Source organism: Brevundimonas sp. GW821-FHT12E07 (assembly GCF_058807035.1).
Genome location: NZ_JBXAQH010000001.1, coordinates 150,582 through 168,298 on the forward strand (window position 1 = coordinate 150,582; position 17,717 = coordinate 168,298).

Here is a 17,717-nt window from a genome sequence, read left to right on the forward strand (position 1 = left end):
GGGCCTGAAAGAGATCGATTTGAGTGCGGATCTGAAGCTTCTGGTGTTCGGCGGCGGCTATCTGGGCCGGGCCGCCGCTCTGGAGGCGATCCGTCGGGGCGGAACCGCCGTCGCCACCTCGCGGGACCCGGCGCGGCGTCTCGCTCTGGAGGCCGAGGGGATCATGGCTGTCGATCCCGACGACCGCGAGGCCCTGTCGGCGACTCTCGCGGGGGCCACGAAGGTCCTGATCACCGCCCCGCCCGACGCCCAGGGCTGTCCGGCGCTCCGGGCCCTGGCAGTCGCGGAATCGGTCTCCACGGCCTGGCCGGACTGGATCGGCTATGTCTCCTCCACCGCCGTCTATGGCGACCGCAACGGCGGCTGGGCCTTCGAGGACGACGCGCTCAACGCCTCCAGCCTCGAGGGCGGCCGGCGTGTCCGGGCCGAGGCCGACTGGCTGGACGCCGGGCGCGGCATGGGGCTGACGGTGCAGATCTTCCGCCTGCCGGCCATCTACGGTCCCGGCCGGTCGGTGGTGGATCGTCTGCGCGACGGCTCGGCCCGGCTGGTCAGAAAGCCCGGCCAGGTCTTCAACCGGGTCCATGTCGAGGATGCGGTGGCGGGCCTGTTCGCCTCGATGGCCCGGCCCCGGCCCGGCGCGGCCTATAACCTTGCTGACGACGAACCGACGCCCGCCGACGTGGTCATCGCCGGCGCCGCCGAACGGCTGGGCCTGCCGCGCCCGCCCGAGGTGGACTGGCATGACCCCGAGGTCTCGGACGCCATGCGCCGCTTCTATCTGGACAACAAACGCATCTCCAACGCCCGCGCCAAGGCCGAACTGGGCTGGCGGCCGCAGTATCCGACCTGGCGGGAGGGGCTGGAGAGCGTGATCTGAACACCCTCTCCCATAGGGAGAGGGCTTGAGGCTCGCAGAGCGCAGCGATGCGCGAAGCCGAAAGGGTGAGGGGTTTCGTCGCTGACCGTTGAGGGCCTAACCCCTCACCTTCCCACTGACTGCGTCAGCGGGCCCCTCCCTCTCCCTCTGGGAGAGGGGTCAGATCAGAAAGGAAGCACGTTGCGCTGGCGCGAGTAGGCCATGGTGCCGACGTTGGCGCCGAGGCGCAGGCCCACACCGGTGCGGACCGGGGCCAGGACGATGCCGTCGGCGCGCTGGTAGTTCACGCCCAGACCGCCGACCAGATAGGCCGAGCCCTCGACGCCGGGGTAGCGGCGGTAGATGGCGTCGGGGGTGTAGAGGCCATAGACGAGGGTGAAGACCCGGCTGGCGTTGCCGCCGAGATCCCAGCCGATCGAAATGCCCTGCCAGTAGACGTCCTGGGCCGTGCCGAGGTCCTTCATATGCAGGGCGCCGCGGCCGTAGCGAACGCCGAGCGCCACAGCGCCCGCGCCCTCTTCACCGGCAATATAGCCGGTCGGGCTGTCGCCCTGGTCGCGGAAGATGCGTTCGATCGCCCCACCCATGGCCTCGGCGGCGATGCCGAGCTGGCGCGAGCCGGCGGCGATCAGCTCATCGGCCGAATAGGCGGGGGCGTTGGCGTCCGAGGCGATCGGATAGGCCGGCTCGGTCCCCTGACGCGGGGCGACGCCTCCGCTGGCGCAGGCGCCGAGAGCGCTGGTGGCGGCGGCGGCGAAACCGGTCTGGATGAGTTGGCGGCGATGCATGGCAGGGTCCCCGGCGGTGAGAATCGCCCGTCATGCGAGCGTTGCGTCCAACCTCGCGGGCCTTTGCGGCAGCCTTGCGGCGTGAGAGTTAACGAGAGGTTGAGGGCATGCTTCAGAGCGCTACCGCTCTCGACGCGGTCGCTCGCTGCTTGAGCGCGAAAAGCTCAAGCAGCGAGCATCACCTTTACGTCAGGCGCGCAGCTGGGCGCCGAGTTTGGTCGCGGCGGCCACGACCTTGGCCGACAGGGCCTCGATCTCGGCCTCGGTCAGGGTCGCTTCGCGGGGCTGAAGTACGACTTCCAGCGCGACCGACTTGGAGCCTTCCGGGACGCCGGCGCCGCGATAGACGTCGAACACCCGGACCTCCTCGATCAGGGCCTTGTCGGCGCCCGCGACGGCGCGGACCAGATCGCCGGCCGCCCTGTCGTCCTCGACCACGAAGGCGAAGTCGCGGGTCAGGGGCTGAAGCACCGACAGGTCGGCCGAGCCGCGCGTCTTGGCTTTCGCCTTCGGCTCGGGAACGCTTTCCAGCACGATCTCGAAGGCCAGCATCGGTCCGTCCGCGTCCAGCGCTTTCAGAACGCGCGGGTGCAGGGCGCCGAACTCGGCGATGACCGTCTTGGGGCCCAGCTGCAGCCGGGCCGAACGGCCGGGGTGCCACCATTCGCGGTTCTGTCCCTGCGCCAGCTGCAGGGAGCCGACCGGCGCGCCGATGTCCTCCAGCAGGGCCATCAGGTCGCCCTTGAGCTCAAACAGGGCGTCGTCCGCGCCGTCCTTGCCGGTCCAGTGACGAGCCGGATGGGGGGCGATCAGGCCGGCGATGACGGTGCGCTGATCCCTGGGACCATCGCCGGGATAGATCGGACCGATTTCGAACAGGGCGGCGTCGGCGTGGCCGCGCGCGGCGTTGCGGGCGGCGGCCTGAATGAGGTTCGGCAGGGCCGAGGGCCGCATGCAGTCCAGCTCGGAGGCGATGGGGTTCTCCAGCACCAGACGCTCATCTCCGCCGCCGAACAGGGCCGCGATCTTCTGGTTGGTGAAGGACCAGGTCACGGCCTCGGCGTAACCGGCGGCCGCCAGCGCCCGGCGAGCCAGACGGATACGGGCCTGACGCGGGTTCAGCACGCCCTTCGAGGACGGGTTCTGGTCGGGCAGGGGGGTGTTCGGCAGGTGGTCGAAGCCGACGATGCGGGCGACCTCCTCGACCAGATCCGCCTTGCCCTCGACGTCACGCCGCCAGGACGGCGGCGTCACGGTCCAGGGCTCGACCTGACCGGCGTCACCCGCCTTCACGAGGAAGCCGAGCTGACCGAGGATGGTCCCGATGCGGTCGTCCTCGAGGTCCATGCCCGACAGCCGCTTCACATAGGCGGGGTCGAAGGCGAAGGCTTCGGGATTGGCCGGATGCTCGCCTGTCAGCACGATCTCGGACGGCTCGCCGCCGCACAGGTCGAGGATCAGGCGGGTGGCCAGTTCCAGCCCCGGGATCACCGAAGCCGGGTCGACGCCGCGCGCGAACCGGTACTGGGCGTCCGAGGAGATGGTCAGGCTGCGGCCAGTCTGGGCCGTGACGATGGGGTCGAACCAGGCGCTTTCGAGGAAGACGTCGGTGGTCTCGTCCGAACAGCCGGTCGATTCACCGCCCATGACGCCGCCGAGGCCGATGGGGCGCTCGCCGTTGGCGTCGGCGATGACGCACATCTCAGGGCTGAGAGCGTATGTCTTCCCGTCCAGCGCGATCAAATGTTCGGGCTCAGGCGAACCGAATTTCCCGAATTCGGTGTCGTCTGCATAGTTGGTCAGTTTTGACTGATTGGAAATGCCGCCGCGCACCACGATCTCGTCGCCGACCAGCTTGCCGGCGTCGTAGACGTGCAGCGGGCGGGCGCGGTCGTAGGCGATCAGGTTGGTGACATCGACCAGACGATTGATCGAGCGCAGGCCGATGGCCTGCAGCCGCGTCTGCAGCCAGGCGGGAGACGGGCCATTCTTCACGCCGCGGATCAGGCGGCCGGCGAAGACCGGGCACATCTCGGGCGCCTCGATCCGGACCTTGATCGGCGAGGCGAAGGCGCCGCGCACGACGGCGATGTCATAGTGTTTGAGCTTGCCCAGACCCGTGGCGGCCAGGTCGCGGGCGATGCCGGCGACGCCCAGCCAGTCGGGACGGTTGGGGGTCACCTCGAAGTCGATGACGGGTTCCAGCGCATAGACGGTCGCGGCCGGGGTTCCGACCGGAATGGACGGCGGCAGTTCGAGAATGCCGTCGCTCTCGCCCGGCAGCTCCAGCTCCTCGGCCGAGCACAGCATGCCGTTGGACACGACGCCGCGCACCGGCTTCTCGACCAGGGTGACGCCCAGGCCGGGCACGTATGCGCCGATAGGGGCGTAGATGGTGGTCAGGCCCGCACGCGCGTTCGGGGCGCCGCAGACGATCTCCTTCATCCCGTCGACGGTCTCGACCTGGCAGACGCGCAGGCGGTCGGCGTTGGGGTGCTGCACCGCCTCGACGATGCGGGCGACGGTGAAGGCCTTGAGGGCGACGGTGGGGTCCGAGACGTGTTCGACCTCCAGACCCGCCATGGTCATGGCGTCGGCGACGGCCGCGGCGTCCGCGGTCGTCTCCAGATGGTCCTTCAGCCAGCCGAGGGTGAACTTCATGCGGGGCCCTCGGTCGAGCCTACGGCGAGCAGGTCGTTCAGGACGACTTCCGGGCCGGTGAAGCCGACATTGTAGAATTCGCAGCCGTCGAACAGGGTGTCGCGGAACGGGACCGTGCCCAGGGCGCGCGCGCCGACCGGACGCAGGACAAGGTTGCGCATATCGCCGTCCGGATCGCCGAAATTGCAGTCGTTGAAGCGAACACCCGACGACACCAGCATGACCGCCGGCCCCTGAATCCGGCAGCCGCGGAAGGTCCGGCCCATGATGACGCCCAGCGCGGCGCCATGGTTGCCGATATGAAGTTCATACAGGTTCAGGTCGACGTCCTCGAAGACCTCGGCCCTCATGTCCCGGGCGACGTTGACGGCGCGCGTGATCGGAAGCCGGGACATCAGTTGCCGCCCTGTTCGGAGCGCGCGCGGGCCGACACGAGTTCGTCGGACATGGCGTCGATCTGCTCGACGTGGCCGGTGAAGCCGACCTGGACGAAGCGGCAGCGCACGAAACGGGTGTCGGCGAAGGCGATGGTTCCCACCAGCACCGGGCCCTGGCCCTTGTAGAACAGGGATTTGGGGTCGCTGGCGACGCCCATGTTGCAACCTTCGAAGAAGACCTGGTCGACGATGGCCATCAGGGCCGGACCTTCGATGACGCAGTCGGTGAAGGTCTTGCCGCGGATGACCAGTTCGTTCGCATTCAGGTGGTGGATGGACAGCAGCGGAAGCCAGATGGCCTCCTTTTCGAAGGTCGTGCGGGCGATCAGCTCGCGGCCATAGGCTTCGGACAGAATGTCGGTCATGGGTTCAGCTCAGGCCGGAGGCGGCGTTGGGGGCGGAAAAGGCGGAGAAGCCGTAGTGGGCCAGCCAGCGGACATCGGCCTCGAACATCGGGCGCAGGTCGGGCATGCCGTACTTCAGCATCCCCAGACGGTCGACGCCCATGCCGAAGGCGAAGCCCTGGTATTCGTCCGGGTCGATGCCGCAGGACCGCAGTACGTTCGGATGGACCATGCCGCAGCCCAGGATCTCCAGCCAGTCGGTCCCCTGGTTGAACCTGATCTGGCCGCCCGAGCGGTCGCAGCGGATGTCCATTTCGGCCGAGGGCTCGGTGAAGGGGAAGTGGTGCGGACGGAAGCGGGCGTCGACCGTGTCCAGCTCGAAGAAGCGGGCGATGAAGGTCTCGAGCGTCGTCTTCAGGTGGCCCATGTGGATGTCGCGGTCGATCACCAGACCCTCGACCTGATGGAACATCGGGGTGTGGGTGGCGTCCGAATCCTTACGGAAGGTCCGGCCCGGGGCGATGATGCGGATCGGCGGTTGCTGCGACATCATCGTGCGCACCTGCACCGGCGAGGTGTGGGTGCGCAGCACCTTGCGCTCGCCCGTTTCGGGGTCGGGCTTGAGGAAGAAGGTGTCGTGCATCTCCCGCGCCGGATGTTTGGGCGGGAAGTTCAGGGCCGTGAAGTTGTGGAAGTCGTCCTCGATGTCCGGACCTTCGGCGACGGCGAAGCCCATGGCGGCGAAGATGGCGACCATCTCGTCCATGACCTGCATGGTCGGATGGACCCCGCCCTTGCGGCGCGGACGGGCCGGCAGGGTCAGGTCGACCTTTTCGGACAGCAGGCGGGCGTCCAGCTCGGCGGCCTCCAGCCCGGCCTTGCGGTCGGCGATGGCCGAGGCGACGCGGTCGCGCAGGCCATTGATCATCGGCCCCTGTTCGCGGCGCTCGTCAGGGCTCATCGCCCCCATGCCCTTGAGCAGGCCCGAGATGACGCCCGTCTTGCCCAGGGCGTTGACGCGCACGGCCTCCACCTCGGCGACGGTGGTCGCGCCGCCGATGGCGTTGATCAGATCAAGTTCGAGTTGGGGAAGATCGGTCATTGCCGGGAGCATCTAGCGGCTGGCGAGGCGTTCGTCACCCTCCGGCCCGGGAGGAGCGGGCTTAACGCTGTTCGGCGCCGCTTTCTCAACCGCGGGACGGCGAGGATGGGGCGTCAACCGGAGGACTATCGATGCTGAATGCCGAGCATGTGGCCGAGCTCGTTCGATGGGGGCGCTGGCTGGGACGCCAGGGAGGGCTCCGCCTGGGAAGCCGGTTGGGATACCGCGGCCGGTCGGACCGGCGGGAGTTCGCCGTCGGCGTCGCCCTGACGGTGATCACCCCCTACGCCCTGTCCATGGCGATCAGGGGATCGGTGAACGCCCTGTTCGCGGCCTTCCCGACGACCGTCGCCCTGGTCCTCGCGCTGATTCTGACCCTGTTCGTCTGCGCCGCCATCATCGCATGGTTCTGGGGCTGGACCGTGCTTCTGACCCGCCGCGCCCGTGATATCGGCCTCGCGCCCTGGGCCGGGCTGGCCAGTCTGTTCGGTCTGGTCGCCGTCCTCGCGACCGTGAAGACGTTGGCTCCAGCCGGGGTCTACGACTGGATCGGCCTGGCGGCCTGGCTGGCCTTCGCCCTCATCTGGGGGATCTGGCCGAGTCGTGGCGGAGACTGGACGCCGGGACGCGGGAGTCCCGTGGAGCCTTCGGCCGAGCCGGCCTGAACACTGATCGCAAACGAAAACGCCCGCCCCGGCGACCGGGACGGGCGTTTCAGATCGTGCAAACCGTCGGGTTTACGCCAGAGCGGCGCGGACCTTGTCGGCGATTTCCTTGAAGCCCACGCCTTCCATGGCGATCGCGGCCAGGACCTTGCGGTCCAGCTCGATGCCGGCCTTGCCCAGGCCGTGGATGAACTGGGAGTAGGTGAAGCCTTCCTGACGGGCGGCGGCGTTGATGCGCTGGATCCACAGGGCGCGGAAGTTGCGCTTGTTCACCCGGCGGTCGCGGTAGGCGTATTGCCCGGCGCGGTCGACGGCGGCCTTGGCCGTGCGGATGGTGTTCTTGCGGCGGCCGGAGAAGCCCTTGGCCTGCTCCAGAACCTTCTTGTGCTTGGCGTGGGACGTTACGCCCCGTTTGACGCGAGCCATGTGTTTAGTCCTTCAAATTCTTTGCGATGAGATCAGTTCAGGATGCGCGCGCCGATCAGGCGTACGGCATGTAGGACTTGATCTTCTTGGCGTCGGCGTCGGCCATGACCGAGGTGCCGCGGTTCTGGCGGATGTATTTGGAGTTGTGGCTGATCAAGCGGTGACGCTTGCCCGCAACACCGGCCTTAACCTTGCCCGTCGCGGTGAATTTGAAGCGCTTCTTGGCGCCCGACTTCGTCTTCAGTTTCGGCATTTTCCACTCTCGTTTTGAGTGGGCTACCGCTCTTCGAGCTACTTGAGCCCGTCGTTGGGTAACCCGGTTTCGAAACCGCCAAGGCATGCCATTAGCCCGGCGGTTCGTAGGCGAAGGCGCGGCTAGTAGGGGAACCGGGCCCGAAAGGCAAGCGGAGTCTGGATTCGCGAGTCAGTTCGGCGGGTTGTTGGCCTCCAGGAAGCGAACCGTTTCGGTCAGCATCCGGGTGCGGGTCTCCTCGCGCGACAGCCAGTGGTCCTCGCCGTTCAGCTCGATGAACTCCACCGGCTTGCCGGCCCGGCGAAGGGCCGAAGCCATGGTCCGGCTCTGTTCGATCGGGACCACGGTGTCGTCGCGGCCGTGCAGCAGCAGGATGGGCGCATCGGCCGTTTCCGCCAGTTTCGCGGGCGACCGCGCATCCAGCGACCGGTCGCCCGGACCGTCGCCGCCCATGAACCGGTTCCAGTAGCGCACGGTCTCGTTGTCGCGCCGCTCGCCGCGTCCGGCCTCCCAGGCCACCATCCGCCGAAGGTCCGAGACCCCCGCGACCGAGACGGCGCAGCGATAGACGCCGTGATCCAGGGTCGGACCCGCCAGGGCCGCATAGCCGCCATAGCTGGCGCCGACGATACAGACGCGTTCGGGATCGATGATCCCTTCGCCGGTCAGATAACGCACCCCGTCCGACAGATCGGTCTGCATCTTGCGGCCCCATTCGCCGTAGCCGGCCTCCATGAAGGCCTCGCCACGGCCGGTCGAGCCCCGGAAATTGGCCTGAAGCACCGCATAGCCGCGCGAAGCCAGGGCCTGGGCCCACCAGTCGAATTCCATAAGGTCGCGCGACGCCGGTCCGCCATGAGCCAGAACCACGAGCGGCAGACCCTTCGCATCGGCGCGGCCGGGAGGCAGGGTCAGATAGCCCCGGATTTCCAGCCCGTCCGCGGCGCTGTAGGCGATCGGCTTGACCGGTGCGACCCGGTCCGCCGGAACCCCGGCATAGGCCCGCCCCACGACCTGGGTGGATCCGTTGTTCAGGTCGACGATGTGATAGGTGCCGGAATCTCCGGCCCCGTTGGTGAAGACCACCGCGGTCTTGAGATCGTCGCCCCAGCCGACCAGGGACGGCGCGCCGTCGGGGAAGGTCTGTTCCACGCTGGCCCACATGAGGCTGGCGTCCCTGTCGGCGAAACTGTAGCGCCGCCCTTCGTCATCCAGGCGGGTGGCGCCCATCAGCCGTCTCGTGACCGGATGGAACAGCAGGGCCATGGGATCGAAATCGAACCGCACCGCCCGCCACGTCCCCGTCTCCAGATTAACGTCATAGAAGTCGGCCTCCTCGCGGTCGTCGCGTTTGAGGTCTGGGCGGTCGGCGGCCACGATGACGCTTTCGCCTGCCAGGCCCAGACCGATCAGGGTGGGGGCGTCCAGCGGCGCGGTCGTGCGCCAGGTTTCGCGGAAGCCGCCGCCCTGACGAAGCAGAAGACTCCACACCCGCGTCCGCTCATCATAGTCGCTGCGCGCCATGGATCGCCCGGAGGCGTCCAGAACATAGCCCTCGACATCGCGGTCCATCGCTTCCGCGCTGCGCACGCGCCCGGTCTCTCCGTTGATCCGGTACAGGTCGATGCCTTCCGGGGTGGTGCGGGAGAAGAGGCGGACCAGAACCTCGGGGTGACCGTTGGCCTGGATGACGTCGACGCCGCTCAACAGGGCCGGGAAAAGCCCGCCGTCGTTCTTGACGAGGGATGTGACCCGTCGGCGCGCCGGCTCATAAATCTGGCCGAGGTAGAGTTCGCGCTGAAAGATGCCCAGCTCGGGCAGGGTTTCGGTGCTGGAGGTGGTGGCCAGGACCCGATCATCGCCGATCCATTGCAGGTCGCGGACCTTGGTCTCCCCGACGCCGACCCCGCCCATGGACCTGTTGTTGACCAGATCGATCACGGCGAGGGCGCGGTGCTCGCCGATGACGGTGATGAAGGCGATGCGGTGTCCCGAGGGCGAGAGCTGGACCAGCTCCACCCCCGGCAGGGCGCCGTAGACAGACAGGGGGACCGGATCCGGCGTCTGGGCGCCCGCTGCGCCCGGCGCGAAGAGAAGAAGCGCGCTCGCGAGCGCCGTCACTACACCACGATACAAGGTCGGCCCCCGCCGCTGATCAACCGTGGCCATACTCAGCCGGGACGCGCGCGATCTCAAGTCGTTTCGCGCTGAGGTCGTTTCGAATTCAGGCGGTCGCCCCGGCCTGTCGCTGGCGGAACGCCCGACCGGCGTTGACCGCGGCGACGGCGGCCGGGACGGTCAACAGGGCGCCGATCAGGAAGGGCCAGTCGTGGCCGACGCCCGAGAAGACGGCGCCCGCAACGATCGGACCGACGATACGGGCGCTGGAGCTGGCGGCCATGTTCAGACCCAGCATGGCCCCCTGCCGGTCCGGCGGCGAGGAGCGCGAGATCAGGGCCGAAATATTGGGCATTGTGATCGCCATGCCGAAGGCGCCGACCGCCATCATCACCGGCACGGCCCAGGCGACCGGCGACAGGACCTGGCCGACCAGACCGACCCCGAACAACAGACAGCCGCAGGCCAGGACCCGGCTCTCGCCGAAGCGCCGCGCCAGCCGGCCGGTGACCAGGCTCTGGCAGATGACCGAGACCACGCCCACGGCCATGAAGCTGAGCCCCACCTCGCGGGCGCCCCAGCCGTAGCGGGCCTCGACCCACAGGCCGAAGGTCGATTCCATGCCGGAGAAGCCGGCCATATAGATGATCGTCACCAGCAGGACGCGCGAGACGACCGGATTGGACAGAGCGTCGCGCACCCCGCCCAGGAAGGGCGGGCGCGGGGCGGCGGGATCGGCCCTGGCCCGGCTCTCCTTCAGGAAGACGAGGACGCCGAGCGCCGCGAGCAGGCAAAGGCCCGCCGCCGCGAAGATCGGCAGCTGATAGCCGAGCCGGCCCATGTCGGGATGCACCATCAGTCCGCCCAGACCCGGTCCGACGATGAAGCCCAGGCCGAAGGCGGCCCCGATCATTCCCATGCGTCCGGCGCGTTGCTCGGGCGGGGTGATGTCGGCGACATAGCCCTGGACAGTCGAGATATTGCCGGCGCCCAGACCGGTGAACAGGCGCACGGCCACCGCCAGCCAGATGTTCGGGACGAAGGCCAGGGCCAGATAGCCGACGGCGTTGGCCAGGACGGTGATCAGCAGCACCGGCTTCCTGCCGATCCGGTCCGACAGCCGCCCCCAGAAGGGTTCGCCGAAGAACTGGCCCAGCGAATAGGCCGAGAACATCAGGGCCACCTGCCAGGCCTCGGCCTTCAGGCTCTGGCCGAAGAAGGGCAGCAGGGGCACGACCAGGCCGAAGCCGACCAGGTTGATGAACACCACCGCGAACAGCACCGCGAGGGCGGGGGCCTGGCGCTTTGGAGACGGGGTCGGCTCAGGGGTTTGCATGTCCCCGGCTTACCCGGCTCCGCGGCAAAGGCCAATCGCCTGACGCTGTTCGCCCCGCGCCTAGTTCGGAGGGTTGTTGGCCTCGAGGAAGCGGACCGTTTCGGTCAGCATTCGCGTGCGGGTCTCGGCGCGTGAGAGCCAGTGATCTTCGCCGTTCAACTGGACGAACTCGAACGGTTTGCCCGCGGCCCGCAGGGCGTCGGCCAGACGCTGACTCTGGCTGAACGGCACCACGGTGTCGTCGCGGCCATGCAGCAGCAGGATCGGCGCGTCCGACCGGCCCGCTTGCTGGGCCGGGGAACGGTCGTCGAGCGAACGGTCGCCCAGCCGGTCGGCGCCCATGAAGCGGTTCCAGTACTGAACGGTCTGGGAATCGCGGCGGCCCTGTTCGGCCTCCCACTGGACCATGGCCCTGAGGTCCGAAACGCCGGCGACGGCGACCGCGCAACGATAGACGCCGTTGTCCAGGGTCGGACCGGCCATGGCCGCATAGCCGCCGTAGCTGGCGCCGACGATGCAGACGCGTTTCGGATCGACGATTCCCTGGGACGCCAGCCAGCGGACCCCGTCGGAGAGGTCGGTCTGCATCTTGCGGCCCCATTCGCCATAGCCGGCTTCCAGATGGGCCATGCCGAGGCCATCGGAGCCGCGATAGTTGGGTTGCAGGACGGCGTAGCCGCGCGAGGCGATGGCCTGGGCCCACCAGTCGAAGCCGAGGCTGTCGCGCGCCTGGGGTCCGCCATGGGGCAGGACGACCAGGGCCAGCCCCTTGGGATCGCTGACGCCGGGCGGCAGGGTCAGATAGCCGGGAATGCGCATCCCGTCGGCCGCGTCATAGTCGACCACGCGCACCTCGCCGACCTGTTCCGGGGTCAGGGGGTAGGTCTCGCCGAAGATTTCAGCCGAGCGCCGGTTCATGTCGACGATCTGGTAGGTGCCCGGGTCCCCGTCGCCCTCGGTCCTGACCACCAGAACCTTCAGATCGTCCGACCAGGACACCACATGCGTGCGCTTGCCCCGGAACGCCGCCTTGACCGTGTTCCAGGCGCGCTGGGCGTCCGGATCGGAGAATTGCAGGGCCGCCTCTCCGTCGCCCTCGACGGCGGCGCCGATCAGGAGCTGGGTCCGGGGATGGGTCAGGATGCCGGTGGGCTCGCCCTCGAACGGCAGGTCCGACCATTCTCCGGTATCCAGGTTGAGCAGCCTGTACTGGTCGGGACGCGAATCCTTGCCGCCCTGGATCACCAGTTCGCGGTCGGTGCGGCCGAAGGAGGCGACGCTGGGCGTATCGATGGGAGCTTCGACGCTCCAGACGTCTCGCCAGCCGCCTTCGCGGGTGCGGCGCTGAACCGTCCAGACCTTGCTGCGCCCGCTGTATTCGATGCGGCTGATCGGTTCGCCCGCCTCGTTCAGCATATAGCCGCCGGCCTGGTCCTGTTCGAGCAGGGTGCTGTCGCCGCGCCCCGTCGCCAGATTGATGCGATAGAGCCCGAGGCCGTGCGTGCCCACGCCGCCCGCGATCAGCCGGCCCTGTCGGACATAGGCGCCGTTCAGGCGCGGAAAGACGCCGGGTGTGGTGGTCAGGGCCTTGGCCACCTGACGGCTGGCCACCGAATAGATCTGGCCTTCGGACAGTTCGGCGCGGCGCAGGCCCGTCATATCCGACGACTGGGTCGCCGAGGTGATCAGCATGACGTGGTCCTCGCCGATCCAGACCAGCCCACGCACCTTCACGTCTCCGGCGCGCACGCCTCCGATCAGGTTCAGCGTGCCCATGTCGCAGACGATCAGACTGCGTTGCTCGCCGACGATCGCCACATAGGCCAGCCGGTTCCCGCTCGGCGACAGCTCCACCATATCCGTCGACGGCATGCCGCCGAAGACCTGGAGCGGGGCCGGCCCCTGGGTCCGGACCGGTTCGGGCGGCAGGCAGGACGGCGTCGCGGTCTGGGATTCCGTTGTCGCCCCCGCTCCGGCCGGCGCGCTCGCCTCCGTATCGGCGAGGGCCCGAGAGCCCGGCGCGATCACAAGCAGTGCGGATGCGGCGAGCGCAGCGGCGCGCAAGGGTTGTCTGAAAATCATGCCCGTTTCCCCCGGTTTCAGGGGTAGCCTAACGTCGGTCGGCGGCGCGGCCAAGGTGGTCAGGAGCAATCCGTGCAACTCCAGATACGAAAACGCCCCGACCGGGCGGTCGGGGCGTTTCAAACCGGATGACGGCGGCCGGATAAGGCCTATTTCGGCGCCAGGATCATGATCATCTGGCGGCCTTCCATACGCGGGGCGTATTCGACCTTGGCGATCTCGTCGAAGTCTTCCTGGACCTTGTTGAGCAGCTTCATGCCCAGTTCCGGGTGGGCCATTTCACGACCGCGGAAGCGCAGGGTCACCTTGACCTTGTCGCCCTCGTCGAAGAAGCGGTGCATGGCCTTGGCCTTCACCTCATAGTCGTGGGTGTCGATGTTCGGACGAAGCTTGATCTCTTTCAGCTCGACGATCTTCTGGCGCTTGCGGGCCTCGGCCTTCTTCTTCTGCTCCTGGAAACGGAACTTGCCGTAGTCGAGGATCTTGGCCACCGGCGGTTCGGAGGTGGACACGATCTGAACCAGGTCCATGCCCGCTTCTTCAGCGGCTTCCAGCGCGGCGGACGTCGGCATGACGCCCTGCTTCTCGCCGTTCTGATCGATGAGCAGAACGCGCGGCGCGCGGATATCGTGGTTCATGGGCGGCCCATCCTTGACGGGCGGCGTTTGCATCGGACGGCGAATGAGCGTCGTTTCCTTGTGTGGACGAAAGTCTTGTCGGCTTGCAGGGGTCAGCGCACGGCTCGGCGCCGCGTTCCCTGAGGCGCGCTATATGCGCCTGAAAGCCCGTTTTATCAAGGCGAGGCTGATCAGCCGTTAACGGCTCAGCTGGCGATATAGTCGGCGTGCAGCGCCAGAACCGCCTCGAAGACGTGATCGACGGTCAGCTCCTCGATCGGGGAGAACTCGCCACGCGTCTCATTGGAGGCGGCGATCCGGGTGCGCGGGCCCCAGGGGCCGTAGAGCCACCATTCGGTGGGACCGAACAGACCCAGCGTCGGCCGTCCCAGAGCCGCCGAGACATGCATCAGGCCGGAATCATTGCCGACGAACAGGGCCGCCCGGTCGATGGCCGCCGCCGAGGCCAGGATGTCCCCCTTGCCGACGAAGTCGATGCCTCTGGGCCCCGCGGCCTCCAGAGCGGGCGTGGCGGGCGGCCGGTCGCCGGGGCCGCCGACGGGCATGAAGCGCCAGCCGTCGAACCGGGGGTCGGCCTTCAGCTTCTCGACCAGCTGACCCCAGCGCTCGGCGGGCCAGCTCTTGCCCGGCTGGTGGGCGATGGGGGCGAGCGCGATGATGGGGCCGGGCCCGGCCCCGCCGGCCAGTTGGGGATCGATGACGGCGGCGGCCTCGGCGCGGGCCTGATCGTCGAGGAAGATCTCCGGATCGATCGGCGTTTGCGACCCCATCAGCCGCGACACCATCTCGACCTTGCGCAGGCCGGTCTCCCACGAGCGGTTGTAGACCACGCGCTTCTTCGCCGGGATCAGATAGCTGAGCGCCGAGCCACGGATGTCGACGACCATGTCCCAGCGGGTTCCGGAGACCTGCTTCCACAGATCGACCCAGTGTCCGGCCATCTTCTTCTTGTCGAGGATGATGACCCGCTCGACGCCGGGGGCGGAGCGGAAGAAGGGGGCGGGCGGACGACCGCAGGCGACGGTGATCCCGGCTCCCGGCAGCTGGCGTTCGATCTCGCGGATCACGCCCGACGAGATGACGCAGTCGCCGATGCGGTTGGAGCTGACGAAAAGAACCCTGGGGGTGGACTGGACGGGCGGCACGCTTTGACCTTCGCTTCGTTCGTCGGCGTTCGCTATCAGGTGCAGACTGTTTGCGCGAGAGTAGGCCGTGATGACCGATGTGACCAATGGCGACGATATCCAGCGTCTGGGACGCCCCGACGGCGAGACGATCGCTTTCAAATCGGTCGCTGGCAAAGGTCCGACAATCGTCTGGATCGGCGGTTTCCGCTCGGACATGGAGGGGACCAAGGCCCTGGCGCTGGACGCCGCCGCCCGCGAGCGCGGTTGGGCCTATGTCCGCTACGACCATTTCGCCCATGGGCAGTCTTCGGGCGAATGGCGGCAGGCGACCATCGGCCGCTGGCGTGAGGACGCCGTCGCCCTGATCGACAGCCTGAGCGGCCCGGCCGTCCTCGTCGGCTCGTCCATGGGCGGCTGGGTCGCGCTTCTGGCGGCGCTGGCCAGACCTGAAGCAGTCGCGGGATTGGTGCTGGTCAACCCTGCCCAGGATTTCACCGAGGCCCTGATGTGGCCCGGCCTCGCCGACCACGAGCGTCAGGCCATCCTGCGCGATGGGGAGACCGTGGTCGTGGAAGAGGGGCTGGGCTCCTATGTCCTGACCCGCGCCATGTTCGAGGAGGCGAAGGACTGGCTTTTGCTCGGCGCGCCGATCCGCATCGCGGCGCCGGTCCACATCCTTCAGGGCCGGGCGGACGACGTGGTGCCGTGGGGTCATTCCATCCAGCTGGTCGAGCGGCTGGCCGGCGGCGACGTGCGGCTGGACCTGATCGAGGGCGGCGACCACCGGCTGTCGACGCCCGCCGATCTGACGCGGCTGGTCGAGGCGGTCGAGGGGCTGCGGCGCAGCTGAACCTTCCCAAGTTTCGCCGGGCGGTTATGGTGACGCTCATGGACACCTTGAGCGCGCGCTGGGCGAAACTGGAGCCCCATACGACGGTGGTCGGGCCGGATGACGACCGCCCGCGTCCGGCGGTGCTGCTGTTCCACGGCTGCGGGGGCTTACGCGACCATCTGCCGAAGTATGCGGCTGCGGCGAAGGCGGCGGGGTGGCGGGCCTTCACGGTCGATTCCTACGGTTCGCGAGGCTACAGCCGCGCCTTCGCCCTGGCCACGGTCTGCACGGGCCTGTTGCTGCGCGGCGACGAGCGGGCGGGCGACGTCCTGGCCACGATCCACGGCGTCTCGGCCCGGTCAGACGTCGACGCCTCGCGCCTCGCCCTGGCCGGCTGGAGCCACGGCGGCTGGGGCATCATGGAGGCGATGAGCGCGGACCGGCGTCCGAAGTCCCTCGGCCTCGCCGATCCCGGCGAGGTTTCGCTGGACGGGATCAAGGCGGCCTATCTGGCCTATCCCTATATCGGTTTCGCCGCCCTGAACCGGATGCGGCCCTGGCGGCATTGCCCGAAGACGCTCGCCGTCATCGCCCGCGGTGATCACCTGACCTCGGTCCGCAACGCCGAAAAGGTCCACGACATGGTTCGCAACTGCGGCGCGGACGTCGAGACCTGGATCGCCGAAGGCACCCACAGCTTCGACGAGCCGACCTCGGCCCCGCCGATGCGCTACCACCCCGAACTGACCGACGAGGCCATCCGGCGCTTCAAGGCCCTGCTTGAGGATACGGCCACGGCCCCTCCCGTCGCCGCCTGATCTTCAGCCGATCTTCGCCTCGACCACGATCTCGGCCCGCACCGAGTGGGCCATTTCGCAGTGTTCGTGGGCGGCGTGGTGCAAGGCGTCCAGCTCGGCCTGCGTCGGGGCGGGCCCGAAGAAGGTGGTGACGGGGCGCAGGGTCACCCGGTTCATGTAGCGATGGCCGCCCGCGTCCTTGCCCAGCATGCCTGAGGCCTCGTCGACATAGCGGTCGACCACAAAGCCGTCGCCGGCGGCGAAGGCCAGGAACCACAGCATGTGGCAGCTGGACAGGGAGGCGACCATGGCCTCTTCGGGGTCCACGGCGGTGATGTCCGACATGGGGACCGGCACGCTCTCGGGCGCCGAGGAGCCCTTGACCACGGCGCCGCCGTCGAAGGTCCAGACGTGGGCGCGCGAATATTTCTTGTCGATGAAGACCTGGCCGTCGCGTTTCCATTCGACGGTGGTGTGGTGCGCGCTCATGGCCCGTTTTCCTGCTCAGCTTTCCAGAATCGTATAGGTCATCGGCGCGCGAATTTCGAAGCCCAGGGCGCCATAGAAGGCGATGGTCGCGTCATGGTCGGCGAAGGCGTGCAGGAAGGCCGCCTCGCCCGAGGCGTGGATTTCGCTCACCACAACCCGGGACAGGGCTGCCGCATAGCCCCGGCCGCGATGGTCCGGATGGGTGCAGACCCCGCTCAGTTCGGTGAAGCCGTCGACGCGCAGCCGCCGTCCGGCCATGGCGATCAGCGCGCCGTCCTGTTTGATCCCGACGAAGGGGCCGAGTTCGCGGGTCCTCGACCGGAACGGGCCCGGCCGGGTCAGGGTCGCCAGCGCCAGCATGGCCGGGGCGTCGGCCTCGGTCAGGGTCTCGAAGGCGACGTTCGAACTGGCCGACGGCGTCAGTTCGGTCGCCGTCATCTGGACCAGGGCGATGCGGTCGCGGATGGCGATCCCGTCCGGCAGGACATCGACCATCGGCCCGTCGCTGCGTTCCACCAGACTCGCGCCCGGATGACGCCGCGCCAGCTCTGTCAGTCGCGCCCGGCTCTCGGGAGAGGCGTCGGCGGCGGAGACGAAGACGCCCACCTCCGGATCGATCCGCACGGCGCGCGCGTCGGAATCCTTTGTCGTGAAGGATGACAGGCGGGTGGTCAGGCCATTCCAGACGGCGCGATCGAGCGGGTGGGTCATGATGACGTCGATCTAGCGCCGGGAAGCGCCG

At 68.3% G+C, this 17,717-nt stretch carries 18 protein-coding genes; 4 read left to right on the top strand and 14 right to left on the bottom strand.

All coding sequences use genetic code 11. The annotated features are described in order from the left end of the window. Positions 1 to 19: 19 nt before the first annotated feature. Positions 20 to 880, top strand: a complete 861-nt coding sequence (locus tag AC1ROD_RS00795; protein ID WP_492946365.1) for a Rossmann-fold NAD(P)-binding domain-containing protein — start codon at positions 20 to 22, stop codon at positions 878 to 880. Between the two features lie 164 nt (positions 881 to 1,044). Here the strand turns inward: AC1ROD_RS00795 and AC1ROD_RS00800 are convergent, their stop codons facing one another. From AC1ROD_RS00800 to pheS, 5 genes are all read right to left on the bottom strand, one after another. Further along, positions 1,045 to 1,668 carry a DUF1134 domain-containing protein gene (locus tag AC1ROD_RS00800; protein ID WP_492946366.1) on the bottom strand — a complete coding sequence of 208 codons (624 nt, stop codon included), beginning with the start codon at positions 1,666 to 1,668 and terminating at the stop codon, positions 1,045 to 1,047. Between the two features lie 189 nt (positions 1,669 to 1,857). After that, on the bottom strand, positions 1,858 to 4,329 hold the full coding sequence (pheT, locus tag AC1ROD_RS00805; RefSeq protein WP_492946367.1) for a phenylalanine--tRNA ligase subunit beta: 2,472 nt from the start codon (positions 4,327 to 4,329) through the stop codon (positions 1,858 to 1,860). Continuing rightward, the gene (locus AC1ROD_RS00810; RefSeq protein WP_492946368.1) at positions 4,326 to 4,724 is read right to left on the bottom strand and encodes a hypothetical protein; all 399 of its coding nucleotides are present in this window, start codon (positions 4,722 to 4,724) and stop codon (positions 4,326 to 4,328) included. The genes pheT and AC1ROD_RS00810 overlap by 4 nt, the downstream gene beginning before the upstream one ends. Further along, entirely contained in the window at positions 4,724 to 5,131 is a 408-nt protein-coding gene (locus AC1ROD_RS00815; RefSeq protein WP_492946369.1) for a hypothetical protein, read from the bottom strand. The genes AC1ROD_RS00810 and AC1ROD_RS00815 overlap by 1 nt, the downstream gene beginning before the upstream one ends. Before the next feature lie 4 nt (positions 5,132 to 5,135). Continuing rightward, on the bottom strand, positions 5,136 to 6,212 hold the full coding sequence (gene pheS, locus AC1ROD_RS00820; protein WP_492946370.1) for a phenylalanine--tRNA ligase subunit alpha: 1,077 nt from the start codon (positions 6,210 to 6,212) through the stop codon (positions 5,136 to 5,138). Positions 6,213 to 6,343: 131 nt separating this feature from the next. Here pheS and AC1ROD_RS00825 point away from each other — a divergent pair, with 131 nt between their 5' ends. Then, positions 6,344 to 6,877, top strand: a complete 534-nt coding sequence (locus AC1ROD_RS00825) for a DUF805 domain-containing protein (RefSeq protein WP_492946371.1) — start codon at positions 6,344 to 6,346, stop codon at positions 6,875 to 6,877. A gap of 72 nt (positions 6,878 to 6,949) precedes the next feature. On the opposite strand, the gene rplT is transcribed toward AC1ROD_RS00825, so the two are convergent. From rplT to AC1ROD_RS00860, 7 genes are all read right to left on the bottom strand, one after another. Further along, entirely contained in the window at positions 6,950 to 7,303 is a 354-nt protein-coding gene (rplT, locus tag AC1ROD_RS00830; protein ID WP_492946372.1) for a 50S ribosomal protein L20, read from the bottom strand. A gap of 55 nt (positions 7,304 to 7,358) precedes the next feature. Beyond that, on the bottom strand, positions 7,359 to 7,556 hold the full coding sequence (gene rpmI / locus AC1ROD_RS00835) for a 50S ribosomal protein L35 (RefSeq protein ID WP_003166435.1): 198 nt from the start codon (positions 7,554 to 7,556) through the stop codon (positions 7,359 to 7,361). Between the two features lie 171 nt (positions 7,557 to 7,727). Then, entirely contained in the window at positions 7,728 to 9,677 is a 1,950-nt protein-coding gene (locus AC1ROD_RS00840; protein ID WP_492946373.1) for a S9 family peptidase, read from the bottom strand. 103 nt (positions 9,678 to 9,780) lie between these two features. Next, positions 9,781 to 11,010, bottom strand: coding sequence for an MFS transporter (locus tag AC1ROD_RS00845; RefSeq protein ID WP_492946374.1), 1,230 nt, complete (start codon positions 11,008 to 11,010; stop codon positions 9,781 to 9,783). A gap of 60 nt (positions 11,011 to 11,070) precedes the next feature. Further along, entirely contained in the window at positions 11,071 to 13,092 is a 2,022-nt protein-coding gene (locus tag AC1ROD_RS00850) for an alpha/beta hydrolase family protein (protein WP_492946375.1), read from the bottom strand. A 149-nt stretch (positions 13,093 to 13,241) separates the two neighbouring features. After that, positions 13,242 to 13,763, bottom strand: coding sequence for a translation initiation factor IF-3 (gene infC / locus AC1ROD_RS00855; protein WP_492034557.1), 522 nt, complete (start codon positions 13,761 to 13,763; stop codon positions 13,242 to 13,244). Between the two features lie 152 nt (positions 13,764 to 13,915). Continuing rightward, positions 13,916 to 14,875, bottom strand: a complete 960-nt coding sequence (locus AC1ROD_RS00860; RefSeq protein WP_492946376.1) for a glycosyltransferase family 9 protein — start codon at positions 14,873 to 14,875, stop codon at positions 13,916 to 13,918. 70 nt (positions 14,876 to 14,945) lie between these two features. Between AC1ROD_RS00860 and AC1ROD_RS00865 the strand changes: the two genes are divergently transcribed. Next, entirely contained in the window at positions 14,946 to 15,707 is a 762-nt protein-coding gene (locus AC1ROD_RS00865; protein ID WP_492946377.1) for an alpha/beta fold hydrolase, read from the top strand. A gap of 38 nt (positions 15,708 to 15,745) precedes the next feature. After that, the gene (locus tag AC1ROD_RS00870; protein WP_492946378.1) at positions 15,746 to 16,507 is read left to right on the top strand and encodes a dienelactone hydrolase family protein; all 762 of its coding nucleotides are present in this window, start codon (positions 15,746 to 15,748) and stop codon (positions 16,505 to 16,507) included. Between the two features lie 3 nt (positions 16,508 to 16,510). On the opposite strand, the gene AC1ROD_RS00875 is transcribed toward AC1ROD_RS00870, so the two are convergent. Both AC1ROD_RS00875 and AC1ROD_RS00880 read right to left on the bottom strand, forming a co-directional pair. Further along, positions 16,511 to 16,975, bottom strand: a complete 465-nt coding sequence (locus tag AC1ROD_RS00875) for an OsmC family protein (protein WP_207869582.1) — start codon at positions 16,973 to 16,975, stop codon at positions 16,511 to 16,513. A 15-nt stretch (positions 16,976 to 16,990) separates the two neighbouring features. Further along, positions 16,991 to 17,686 carry a GNAT family N-acetyltransferase gene (locus tag AC1ROD_RS00880; protein ID WP_492946379.1) on the bottom strand — a complete coding sequence of 232 codons (696 nt, stop codon included), beginning with the start codon at positions 17,684 to 17,686 and terminating at the stop codon, positions 16,991 to 16,993. Positions 17,687 to 17,717 lie beyond the last annotated feature (31 nt).

What these genes read in the sequence shown, in the direction of transcription:
- AC1ROD_RS00875 (WP_207869582.1), bottom strand. Translation starts at nt 16,975, where the DNA reads ATGAGCGCGCACCACACCACCGTCGAATGGAAACGCGACGGCCAGGTC.
- AC1ROD_RS00825 (WP_492946371.1), top strand. Translation starts at nt 6,344, where the DNA reads ATGCTGAATGCCGAGCATGTGGCCGAGCTCGTTCGATGGGGGCGCTGG.
- pheS (WP_492946370.1), bottom strand. Translation starts at nt 6,212, where the DNA reads ATGACCGATCTTCCCCAACTCGAACTTGATCTGATCAACGCCATCGGC.
- AC1ROD_RS00810 (WP_492946368.1), bottom strand. Translation starts at nt 4,724, where the DNA reads ATGTCCCGGCTTCCGATCACGCGCGCCGTCAACGTCGCCCGGGACATG.
- pheT (WP_492946367.1), bottom strand. Translation starts at nt 4,329, where the DNA reads ATGAAGTTCACCCTCGGCTGGCTGAAGGACCATCTGGAGACGACCGCG.
- AC1ROD_RS00865 (WP_492946377.1), top strand. Translation starts at nt 14,946, where the DNA reads ATGACCGATGTGACCAATGGCGACGATATCCAGCGTCTGGGACGCCCC.
- infC (WP_492034557.1), bottom strand. Translation starts at nt 13,763, where the DNA reads ATGCAAACGCCGCCCGTCAAGGATGGGCCGCCCATGAACCACGATATC.
- AC1ROD_RS00850 (WP_492946375.1), bottom strand. Translation starts at nt 13,092, where the DNA reads ATGATTTTCAGACAACCCTTGCGCGCCGCTGCGCTCGCCGCATCCGCA.
- AC1ROD_RS00800 (WP_492946366.1), bottom strand. Translation starts at nt 1,668, where the DNA reads ATGCATCGCCGCCAACTCATCCAGACCGGTTTCGCCGCCGCCGCCACC.
- AC1ROD_RS00815 (WP_492946369.1), bottom strand. Translation starts at nt 5,131, where the DNA reads ATGACCGACATTCTGTCCGAAGCCTATGGCCGCGAGCTGATCGCCCGC.
- AC1ROD_RS00845 (WP_492946374.1), bottom strand. Translation starts at nt 11,010, where the DNA reads ATGCAAACCCCTGAGCCGACCCCGTCTCCAAAGCGCCAGGCCCCCGCC.
- AC1ROD_RS00870 (WP_492946378.1), top strand. Translation starts at nt 15,746, where the DNA reads ATGGACACCTTGAGCGCGCGCTGGGCGAAACTGGAGCCCCATACGACG.
- rpmI (WP_003166435.1), bottom strand. Translation starts at nt 7,556, where the DNA reads ATGCCGAAACTGAAGACGAAGTCGGGCGCCAAGAAGCGCTTCAAATTC.
- AC1ROD_RS00880 (WP_492946379.1), bottom strand. Translation starts at nt 17,686, where the DNA reads ATGACCCACCCGCTCGATCGCGCCGTCTGGAATGGCCTGACCACCCGC.
- rplT (WP_492946372.1), bottom strand. Translation starts at nt 7,303, where the DNA reads ATGGCTCGCGTCAAACGGGGCGTAACGTCCCACGCCAAGCACAAGAAG.